6 protein-coding genes are annotated in these 10,434 nt (G+C 69.4%); 3 read left to right on the top strand and 3 right to left on the bottom strand.

Features of this window, described 5'->3' with window-relative positions:
- Positions 1–9: 9 nt before the first annotated feature.
- The 3 genes from OWM54_RS38095 to tssJ form a co-directional block, all read right to left on the bottom strand.
- Complete coding sequence (locus OWM54_RS38095; RefSeq protein ID WP_267700554.1) at positions 10–690, bottom strand: DotU family type IV/VI secretion system protein; 681 nt, start codon at positions 688–690, stop codon at positions 10–12.
- Positions 691–781: 91 nt separating this feature from the next.
- Complete coding sequence (gene tssK, locus OWM54_RS38090; RefSeq protein WP_223747566.1) at positions 782–2,185, bottom strand: type VI secretion system baseplate subunit TssK; 1,404 nt, start codon at positions 2,183–2,185, stop codon at positions 782–784.
- A complete protein-coding gene (tssJ, locus tag OWM54_RS38085) occupies positions 2,182–2,679 on the bottom strand; it encodes a type VI secretion system lipoprotein TssJ (RefSeq protein WP_223747565.1) in 498 nt (165 codons plus the stop codon). The genes tssK and tssJ overlap by 4 nt, the downstream gene beginning before the upstream one ends.
- Positions 2,680–3,158: 479 nt before the next feature.
- On the opposite strand from tssJ, the gene OWM54_RS38080 reads away from it, so the two are divergent.
- From OWM54_RS38080 to OWM54_RS38070, 3 genes are read left to right on the top strand one after another with little or no spacing between them, the layout of a single operon-like run.
- Complete coding sequence (locus tag OWM54_RS38080) at positions 3,159–5,387, top strand: type VI secretion system Vgr family protein (protein ID WP_267700553.1); 2,229 nt, start codon at positions 3,159–3,161, stop codon at positions 5,385–5,387.
- A 12-nt stretch (positions 5,388–5,399) separates the two neighbouring features.
- Positions 5,400–7,616, top strand: coding sequence for a type VI secretion system Vgr family protein (locus tag OWM54_RS38075; RefSeq protein WP_267700552.1), 2,217 nt, complete (start codon positions 5,400–5,402; stop codon positions 7,614–7,616).
- A gap of 6 nt (positions 7,617–7,622) precedes the next feature.
- Positions 7,623–10,433 (top strand): type VI secretion system Vgr family protein, encoded by a 2,811-nt coding sequence (locus tag OWM54_RS38070; RefSeq protein ID WP_267700551.1) that lies wholly within the window; start codon positions 7,623–7,625, stop codon positions 10,431–10,433.
- Position 10,434 lies beyond the last annotated feature (1 nt).

The following is a 10,434-nucleotide window of genomic DNA, read 5'->3' as shown; positions in this document are numbered from 1 at the left end:
GCGAGCGTCCTAGGGCTGCTGGGGAGAGGAGGCCGCGACCTCCTCGACGAGGGAGGACACGCTGCTGGACAGGCCGATGCGCAGGCCGGTGTAGACCAGCAGCGCGAAGACCACCGCGGCGGCGGAGATGGCCAACAGGGGCAGCGTGCGCTTGGCGCTCACCGCGCTGTCGGGCGGACGGTCTCCATGGGGGGAGAGCGTCTCCGTGTCGAACTTGTGCGTGCGGGCCAGCTCCCGCTGGAGCGCCTCGGTGAGCTGCATCAGCTCCAGCTCGCCGCCCCGCACCCGGAAGCGGCCCTTGAAGCCGAAGATGAGGCACAGGTAGTAGACGCGGAGGATTTCGGTGCGCTGCGAGTCCTTGCGCACCTCCTCCAGCCGCGTGAAGAACCCGTCACCGGCGCGGTTCTCCCGGAAGTAGTGGAACTGGAGCAGGTTCGCCAGCCAGTACTCCCGGAAGGTGTCGGCGCGCGCCAGGGCCAGCTCGTCGGCGAGCGCGACGATGGGGTAGGCAATCTCCTGCGCGTCCTGCTGGTTGAAGCCCAGCTCTCCGGCGCGCTTGAGCAGCCGGTCGAAGAACGTGCGCAGCTGCCGGTGCACGAGCTCCGCCGAGGGGAGCGCATGGTCCCCGAACTGCCTCAGCTGCAGCAGTGCCCCGAAGCACTCCTGCGTGATGGAATTGATCCGGTCCATCCTGTCGATGCCTCCACCCCATGTCGACAGGGAGCCTCACCGCGAACCGCCGCTCGCCGGTGATTTGGACGGCCCCCCGCACGACCTTGTTTCAACGACTGACGGCGTTCTTCTTCGCCGGAGGCCCCCCGCTTCCCCCCTTGGGGACCGCGAGCAGCTCCAGCTTCGTCTTCGACGGCTCGAACGGACGCGGCAGGTACACGGCCACGTTCTGCTCGCTCATCACGTTCTTCCAGTAGGGGTCGCCGCTCTCGAGCGAGAAGTACACGACGCCCGGCTTCACCGGCACCTCGGCGGGCGGGCGGAAGGTGACCTCCACCGGCACCCCCGGAGCGGCGGCCTTGATGATGTCGCGTATCTCCGCGAAGTTGGCGATCTTCGACAGCACCGGCAGGCTCTTGGCGACGTCCGCCTCGGGCAGGTCGCTGCGCACCGCGAGGATGAACTGCGAGCACTTCAGGAAGCGCTCGTCCTCGATGCGCCCCAGGTGCATGCCGTCCTTGCGCGGCTCCAGCGACACGGTGATGCACTGCTCGATGGCGACCACGTCCAGGAGCTTCTGGAGCACCTGGAACAGGCCCTCGAAGGTGGCGCGCAGGTTCGTGTACTGGAACTTGGGCAGGTCCCCCGGGTCCGCCTCCGCGGAGAACGTGGAGAGCTGGCCCGCCGCCTGGCACAGCAGCAGGTACACCATCTGCGGGTTGAGGTCCGCGACCTCCACCACGTGGGCCACCTGGGGGATGAGCCCGTTGAGCGCGCTCAGCTGCAGGTACTTCGTCACGTCCCCGGCGGTGAACTCGAGCGCGGTGGCGTCGCGGTGCCGGCGCCCGTCCGCCAGCTCCCGCTGCTTGCCCTGCATCGCCTTGAGGATGCTGCGCATGCGCTCCAGGATGAAGGGCGAGGCGGACACGCGCAGGCACGGGGGGATGTAGTTGCTCGCCAGCGCCACGCCGCCCGTCTTGTCGCGCACCAGCTCCGCGATCTTGATGACGTCGTAGTCCTCGCGCGGCTCGGTGCCGAAGAGCAGCCGGAGGTTTCGCTGCGCGAAGGCCACCGGCACCACGGACTCGGCCGCCGCCAGGTCCGGCACCGTGCGGTTGACCAGGGAGAAGCGCGGCGACGTGGTGGACTCGTCCGGCGCGCCGTAGCTGGCGATGCCCTCGCGCTCGCGCGCCACGCCCAGGTACACGTCCAGCGAGCGCTTGTTGGCGCTGAAGTGCTCCTCGATGGGCCGCGTCTGCGGGGCCTCGGGCTGGCCGCGCTCGAAGGACAGCGGCAGGCCATCCGGGAGGATGCCGGAGAAGCGCAGCAGCTGGAGCTGGCCGGCGGAGAGCGCCTTCTCGTCCACCTCCTGCTCCACCACGCCCCAGTCGTAGGGCGTCAGCGCGCCGAGCCGGGCCGCCAGCAGGCCCTCGTGGTAGAGGTCCGACTGCTGCAGGTGCTGGGGATTCATGAACATCCCCTCGGACCAGACGACCCGCTGCGGCGTCTTCATCTGCGGACCTCGCCGGCCCGGGCCTCGACGCGGTAGTCCTCGACGAGGAAGCGCAGCGACGTCTCGCGCGGCGCGCCCGGGCGGCAGTCCTCCGGCTTCACCGCGGGCAGCCGCTCCACGTCGCGCCACACCACGCCCGCGGGACGGCGGAACACGCCCACCACGGCGAGGTACTCCGCCTTGGGCGTGCGGTTCACCTCGCGCGACAGGCGCTGGCCCGGCTCCAGGGTGAGCTCGTCCACGGCGAGCAGGTCCTCCTCCAGCACCTCCTTGGGGCGCTGCCAGAGGTCCTGGAACTCCGCGGCCTCGAAGCGGCGCGAGTCCTTGAGCTGGTACACCTGGATGTTCGTCGGCAGCGAGCGGCCCTGGTCATCCGGGTTCAGTCGCGTGCCGGCCTCCAGCTGGATGAGGAATGGAGGCGGCTGCTCACACGCCGCCGGGGGCGGCGGGTTGTGGGCACAAGCACCCGCGAGCAGCCCCCAGAGCAATGTCACTCCCGGGAACCCCCCGACGCAAACCCGCGCCCGTGGGCCGAAGCCCCCCCCACTAACCGGCATGGCATCCTCTCTGAAAGTCGCTGCGCGCCAGCAGAATCGCTCACAACGTGCCACAGCCACCCCTTTCAGTTCAAGACAGGGCACAGCCAGCGTCCGGGATGTCATTGACGCATGACGACGCGACATTTTCGCGGGAATTATCTCCCGCCACTGTTCACGGAAAGTGCGAGGACTCACGCTTCACCGGGGGTCCGTCAGCGCATCGAGCGCTCCTCTAGAGGGGGTCGCCGCCAGCCTCCACGGGTCCTCCGGAAGTACGGGTCGCGGACTTGTGACCGAAGACTTCACACCGTCCGCGTTCACCCCACCCAGGGAGGTGTTGGCCGCCAGGGATGAGGGCGACCGCGCCACATGGAGTTGCATATGGGCAAGGATGTCCTTGAGACTGACATCCTGAACGACGAGGGGGAGACAGCATGGAGGTGCGTGCCCATATCGACCATGCGAACCTTCCCGCGGAGGCCATCGTGTTGCGGGCCACGGCCCGCGAGGGATTGTCCGAGCTCTTCGACGTGGAGCTCGAGTTCGCCTGTGATGATCCGGATCTGGACCTGACGGCCCTCATCGGGACGGCGGGGACGCTGAGGCTCTCCCCCACCTTCTCCGAGGGCAGCTTCGAGGAGCGCTGCTTCCACGGCGTCGTGGAGGAGGCGGAGTACCGCTCCAGGCTGGCGACCCATGGCTTCGTCTACCGGCTGCGCCTGCGGCCCCGGCTGCACGGCCTGCGCTACCGCAGCCGCAGCCAGATATTCCAGGACATGACGGCGGTGGAGATCATCCAGGCCGTCCTGGAGAAGGCGGGCCTTCCAGCCGAGTCCACCGAGTGGCACCTGTCCCGCGATTACATGAAGCGGGAGTACTGCACCCAGTGGAAGGAGAGCGACCTGGACTTCGTGCTCCGGCTGCTGGAGGACGAGGGCATCTTCTTCTGGTTCGAGCACCTGCCCACCGAGCACGTGCTGAAGCTCGCGGACGCCCCTTCCGCCCACGAGCCCATCCTGGGGACGCCCGCGCTCGGCTTCACGCGCGACTCGCTCATCCACGCGGAGGACGAGCGCGTGGCGGAGCTCACCTTCACCTCGCGACTGGTGCACGGCCTGTACACCACGCGGGACTGGAACTGGCGCAGCCCCAGCGAGCCGCTGGAGGCCGAGGAGCGCTCCAGTGAGGCGGACTTCCCGCGCTACGAATACCCGGGCTCCTTCTCCAGCCCCTCGGATGGCGTCCGCCGCGCGCGCAACCGCCTGAGCGGGCTGGTGCAGGAGCGGATGGTCCTGGAGGCGCGCAGCAACAGCTTCCGGCTCCAGCCCGGGCGCCTGTTCTCCCTGCTCGACGCCCTGCCCTCCTTCCTCTGCCAGGAGTACCTGCTCCTGCAGGTCACCCACGACTACGCGCTGGTCCAGGCGGACGACGGGGAGTCCACCCGCTTCGGCACCCGCGTGCGGGCCATCCCCTCGGCGGGCGCCGACTTCCGCCCCCCGCGGCGCACCCCGCGCCCGCGCGTGTGGGGCAAGGAGAGCGCGGTCGTCACCGGCCCGCCGGGCGAGGAGATCCACGTCGACGAGTTCGGGCGCATCAAGGTCCACTTCTACTGGGATCGCGAGGGCAAGGTGGACGACACCGCCTCGTGCTGGATGCGCGTGCAGCAGCAGAACACCAGCGGCAGCATGCTCCTGCCGCGCGTGGGCTGGGAGATGGAGGTGGGCTTCCTGGACGGAGACCCGGACCGCCCCGTCGTCCTGCAGAAGCTCTACAACCAGGAGACGATGCCGCCGTACGCCCTCCCGGACGAGCGGACGCAGTCCACGCTCCAGTCGGCCACCTCGCCCGGCGGCGGGAGCACGAACGAGGTGCGCATCCAGGACGGCAACGGGGGCATGGAGTTCTTCATCCACTCCTCCAAGGACTTCAAGCTCGTCACCGGGCACGACCTCTCCGAGGACATCGTCAACAACGCGCAGGAGGAGGTGGGCGACCAGTCCACGTCGCTGGTGGGAGGCGACGAGTCGGTGGACATCGGCGCCAACCAGGGGCTCAGCGTGACGAGCAACGCGGTGCTGGAGACGACGGGCTCCAAGGTGGTCCAGGTCGGCGCGGTGGACGACTGGGGCGTCACCGGCAACTTCTCCCAGACGGTGGACGGCCAGCGCAGCGACACCATCGGCGGACCGATGAACGTCCTGGCCAACCACGTGCTGGAGACCTTCAACGCGGACTGCTCACGCACCGTGGGCGCGGCGTTCTCCATCAACGCGGCGACGGCCATCGTCGAGACGGTGGGCGGCGGGAAGACGGAGACGGTGGGCGGCGCCAAGGTGGAGGTGCTCAAGGGCGCCAAGTCGGAGGACGTCGGCGCGGCGAAGGTGCTCACCACGGGCCTGGCGGACTTCAAGACGGGCGAGGACCTCATCCTGGAGGCCGTGGGCGCGGTGGCCGTCACCTCCGCGGGGCCCATCTCCGAGAAGGTGGGCAAGGACTTCGCGATGTCCGCCAAGACGGTGACCCTCACCGCGCCAGGCGGCGCGAAGCTCAAGGGCGGGGGCAAGGTGTTCGAGCTGTCGGGCTCGACGCTGACGGTGGACGCGGAGGGCCTCAAGGGCGGCGCCAAGGTGCAGCTCAAGGGGAAGATTCACTTCAAGAAGTAGGGGGCGCTCATCATGGGGATGCGTCGACTGAGCCTGGAGCTGTCCCTGGAGGGGTTCGACCCCACCAGCTTCCGCGTCCTGCGGATGGAGGCCACGGAAGGACTGAGCGAGGGCTGCCGGGTCCAGGTGGAGGCCGAAACGCCGGAGCAGGTGGACCTGGACGCGCTGCCGGGCACGCCGGCGGCCCTGTGGCTGCGCTTCCACGACGACTCGGAGGACCGCCCCTTCCACGGCGTGGTGACCGAGGCGCACCTGGAGGCCACGCAGAGCCATGCCTTCCGGCTGGTGGTCGTCATCTGCGCCCCGGTGGAGCTGCTCAAGCTGGGCCGCACCTCGCGCATCTTCCAGGAGCAGAGCGTCCAGGAGGTCGTCTCCAGCGTCCTCGACGTCGCGGGCCTGGGGGACGCGTCCAGCTGGGATTTGACGGAGCCGCCCCCCACGCGCGTCAACGTGGTCCAGTACAACGAGAGCGACTTCGCCTTCATGTCGCGGCTGCTCCACTCGGAGGGCATCGCCTTCGCGGTGCACCACGAGGCGGACGGCGCGCGGATGCTCTTCTTCGACGACAGCACCCGGCTGGAGCCCATCCGGGGGCAGAGCCTGCTGGTGGACCGGGACAGCAGCCAGCTCGACGACGACGTGGTCATCGACCTGCGTGATGGCCGGAGCATGGCCTCCGACCAGGTGTTCCTGCGCGACTACGACTTCAAGCGCCCCGCGGTCGACCTGTCCGCGACCCACAGCGCCGAGTCCACCACGGGGCGCGAGGTCTACGAGCATCCGGGTGACTTCGTGGAGGCGGCGGCGGGCCGCACGCGCGCCAGGCGCCTGATGGAGCGGCTGCGAGTGGGGACGCGCACGCTCCAGGGCCAGAGCACCTGCCCGCGGCTGGAGCCCGGCAGGACGTTCTGCGTGACGGGGCACGGCCGGACGGAGGCCAACGCGGACCTGCTCATCACCCGCGTGGTGCACCACGCCTCCAGCGAGCACGACACGCAGCGGCCCGGCTTCTACTCGAACGAGGTCTGGGCCATCCCGCACACCGTGCCCTACCGGCCGGTGACGGCGCCGCCCAAGCCGCTCATCGGAGGCACGCAGCTGGCGTTCGTCACCGGGCCCTCGGGTGAGGAGATCCACACGGAGTCCTTCGGCCGGGTGAAGGTGCGCTTTCCGTGGGACCGCTCCGGCCTGAAGGATGACCGCAGCTCCACGTGGCTGCGCGTGGGCCAGCTTCCGCTCAGCGGCTCGCTCATCATCCCCCGCGTGGAGTTCGAGCTCCTGGTGGACTTCGAGCTGGGGGACTTCGACCGGCCCTTCGTCGCGGGCCACCTCTACAACGCCGAGCACACGCCGCCGTACGCGCTGCCGGACGGCGCCACGCGCAGCTCCATCCAGAGCGCGACCACGGGCGGCGGACCGGGCGCCAACGAGCTGCGCTTCGAGGACGCGGCGGGCGCCGAGGAGATCTTCATCAACGCGTCCAAGGACTACACGCTGCTGGTGGACAACGACGCGGAGATGACGGTCGCCAACGCTGAGCGCTGCTCGGTGGGCGTGGACAACACGGTGAGCGTGGGAGGCAACCACTACGCCAACGTCACCGGCAACCGGACGCTCAGCGTGGGCGCCAACCAGGACATCAACGTGGGGGGCGACTACACGGATGGCGTCGGCGGGGACTTGAGCGTGAGCGTCGGCGGCGCGCGCATGGTGAAGGTGGGTGGGGACATGGCCGAGAGCATCCAGGGCACCCTGGACCGGAAGGTGGCCGCGATGCAGGTGGTGACGGCGCTCGTCGCCTACACGCGCAAGGTGGTGGGGGCCTCCTCGACGAAGGTCGGCGCGGCCTGGATGGAGCTGGCGGGGAAGAGCCGGCTCGTGTCGGTGTCGACGAACTTCACGGAGACCATCGGCGCCCTGAAGTTCACCAAGGCCAAGCAGATGTCCGTCTCCTGCGGCGCGGGCTACGTGATGAACGCGGGCGTGGAGAAGGTGAAGTGCGGCGGCAGCAGGACCGACACGGCCAAGGGCCTGGTGGCCATCACCGCGGGCGGAGGCATGAAGGTGAAGGCCACCAACATCACCTTCTCCGCCCAGAACAAGCTGGTCCTCCGGGGCGGCGCCTGCACGGTGGAGCTGCTGGCCAGCGGGCAGATCAACATCAAGGCCCCCACCGTCGTCATCAAGAACAACAAGGTGCTCAACCAGCTGCTGCACAAGAGCGCCTGAGGCTTTATGAGCGACTCGCCCTCGGCAGTGTCCGTCACCGCCAGCATCCCCGGTCAGCGGGGGGACCTGGTCGTCCACGCCCTGCGTGGCGAAGAAGAGGTGTCACGGCGGTTCGTGTTCGAGCTCGACCTGTCGGCAACGGAGCTGGCGCCGGAGGAGGCGCGCGGCGGGTTCGCCCACGTGGTGCTGGAGGACGCCTTCGGGCAGGTGCGCGAGGTGTCGGGGGTGGTGGACCGGGTCGACGTCGTCGCCACGGACGACCCGGCGCAGCTCGTGCGCTACCGGCTCACGCTCGTCCCGCAGCCGTGGCTCGTCGCGTACCGGTACGGCTTCCGCATCTTCCAGGAGCTGTCCGTCCCGGACATCGTGAAGGCCGTCTTCAAGGACGCGGGGCTCGAGGACAAGCTGTTCCGCTGGTCGCTGGAGGGCGCGTATCCCCAGCGTGAGTACTGCGTGCAGTACGACGAGTCGGAGTGGGACTTCGTGTGCCGGCTGCTCGAGGAGGAGGGCATCTGGTTCGCGTTCGAGCACAGCGCGGACGGGCATGTGATGGTGCTCTCGGACGCGAGCGAGTCCGCCGAGGTGATGGAGCCGGACGCCCTGCCCTTCCGCTACGACGCCTCGCTCGGAGGCGACGCGGTGGCGGTGTGGGACTGGCGCAGCGGCGTGCGCGCCAGCGTCTCCAAGGTCAGCCTGGACGACTACGACATGCTGCACCCCTCCAAGAAGCTGGCCGCGGACCAGCTCGCCGAGGACTCCGTGCAGGCGGAGTGGTACGAGTACCCGGGCCGGTACACGCAGCCCGCGGACGGCAAACGGCTGGCGAAGCGTCGTCTGGAGGAGCTCCGGGGACGGCGGAAGTCCGCGCGGGCGCGCACCAACGCGATGACGCTGGCGCCGGGCCGGCGCGTGTCGCTGGTGGGCCACCCCTTCGCGGATGGCGAGTACTTCATCACCGCCTCGCGGCTGCACCTGCGCTTCCATGGCCAGCAGGAGCCCGGTCCGCTCGTGGACACCGGCGCGGCGCACTGCGAGGTGGACTTCGACGTGGTGCCCTCCGCGCAGGTGTTCCGTCCCCGACGTGAGACGCCTCGGCCGCGCATCCTGGGACTCCAGACGGCGCGAGTCACGGGGCCCTCCGGACAGGAACTGCACTGCGACGAGCACGGCCGCGTGAAGGTGCAGTTCCATTGGGACCGAGACGGCATGCTCGACGACAAGTCGTCCTGCTGGGTCCGCGTCACGCAGGCGCACACCACGGGCTCCGTGATGATTCCCCGCATCGGCTGGGAGGTGCTCATCGAGTTCGTGGAGGGAGACCCGGACAGGCCCGTGTGCCTGGGGCGCCTCTACAACCCGCTGAACCCGCCGGACTACAGCCTGCCCGCGCAGAAGACGGTGTCCGGGCACCGCTCCAATTCGTCGCCCGGCGCGGGGGGCTCGAACGAGGTCAGCTTCGACGACTCGGCGGACAGCCAGCGCGTCTACGTCAATGGTGCCTACGACATCAACATCAAGGCCGCCAACGACAAGAGCGCCAAGGTCGCGGTGAACCAGAAGCGCACCATCGGCACGAATCGGGAGATGTCCGTCGGCGCCAACGAGAAGATGGCGGTGAAGGGAATTCACAACGCCTCGGTGGGCAAGGACCACAAGGTCACCGTGGGCGCCAACCGCGCGGTCAAGGTCAGCGGCATCATCGGCGAGGAGATCACCGGCGCCGTCACGCTGAAGGTCGGCGGGCTGGAGAACATGCAGGTCGGCGACCCGGCGGAAGGGCTGGTCGAGAGCATCGAGACACTGGCCCTCGAAGGGGCGATCGCCCTCGCGGGCAAGGCGGCGAGCCGCGCCGAAGCCGCCCTGCTCGGGCCCTTGATGCCGGGGCTGAACGCTGCCCGGGAAGCGCTGGGCACCGCCGCGGAGCTGGCCGGCCCGGCAGCGGCCCTCCTCGGAGGCGACAACACCGCAGTGGCCGTCTTCGGCTCGGAGGTGGGCCAGCTCGCCGAGGACGGGAACCTGTCCCTCTCGACCGTCATGGCATCCGGCATGGCGCAAGCCGTGTCGAGCGGCGCGCTGACACGAGGGGGAGCATCACCCCAGGGCGGAGGCGCGTCACCGCGCGGTGGTGGCGCTGGGGGACAAGGCTTCGGGGGCTTCGGAGGGGGAAGTGGTGGCGGAGGCGGCGCGTCGGGGTCGTGGGACGCTCCGGCCACCGGGAACGCGGGGAGTGATGGCCGCGGTGGAGGTGCGGATGGAGGAGGAGGAGGAGGTGGAGGTGGAGGTGGTGGTGGTGGTGGAGGAGGCGGCGGCGGTGGAGGCGGCGGCCCCGGTACGTGGGGCACGACGGTCGAGGGCTCCGTCACCGAGAAGATCGGCGCGCTGGCGGTCATCAACGCGGTGACGGGAGTCTCGTTCGCGGTCGGCGGAGACTCGACGGAGACGATCGGCGCGGCCCGTATCGAGTTGATCAACGGTGGCAAGAACGAGCAGGTGGGTATCGCGAAGCTCGAGACCGTGGGCGCGTACATGGTGAAGGTGGCCAAGGCGCTCGCCATCGATGCGAAGGGGGCCGTGGCCATCAACGTGGCCAGCCAGACCCAGGACATCACCGGAGGCCACTCCATCACCGCGGGCGCCGCGGGCGTGGTGACCGCCGCCAATCTCAAGCTCGAGGCGTCCGGGAAGATCACCCTGACGTGTGGAGCCTCCGAGGTCGTCATCGATTCCAGCGGCGTGGCCATCAAGGGCGCGCTGGGCGTCACCATCGAAGGCACCTCCGAAATCAAGATGCACCCTCCCGCCATCATGCCGGGATGAG

The organism is Myxococcus sp. MISCRS1 (genome assembly GCF_026626605.1).
In the GTDB taxonomy this organism is placed as follows: Bacteria; Myxococcota; Myxococcia; order Myxococcales; family Myxococcaceae; genus Myxococcus; species Myxococcus fulvus.
Note: the sequence above shows the minus strand (reverse complement) of the source record. Positions and strands in the feature narration are given on the sequence as shown.

Bases quoted from the DNA above. Each gene is read 5' to 3' on its own strand.
- OWM54_RS38095 (WP_267700554.1), bottom strand. From the start codon at position 690: ATGGACCGGATCAATTCCATCACGCAGGAGTGCTTCGGGGCACTGCTG.
- tssK (WP_223747566.1), bottom strand. From the start codon at position 2,185: ATGAAGACGCCGCAGCGGGTCGTCTGGTCCGAGGGGATGTTCATGAAT.
- OWM54_RS38080 (WP_267700553.1), top strand. From the start codon at position 3,159: ATGGAGGTGCGTGCCCATATCGACCATGCGAACCTTCCCGCGGAGGCC.
- OWM54_RS38075 (WP_267700552.1), top strand. From the start codon at position 5,400: ATGGGGATGCGTCGACTGAGCCTGGAGCTGTCCCTGGAGGGGTTCGAC.
- OWM54_RS38070 (WP_267700551.1), top strand. From the start codon at position 7,623: ATGAGCGACTCGCCCTCGGCAGTGTCCGTCACCGCCAGCATCCCCGGT.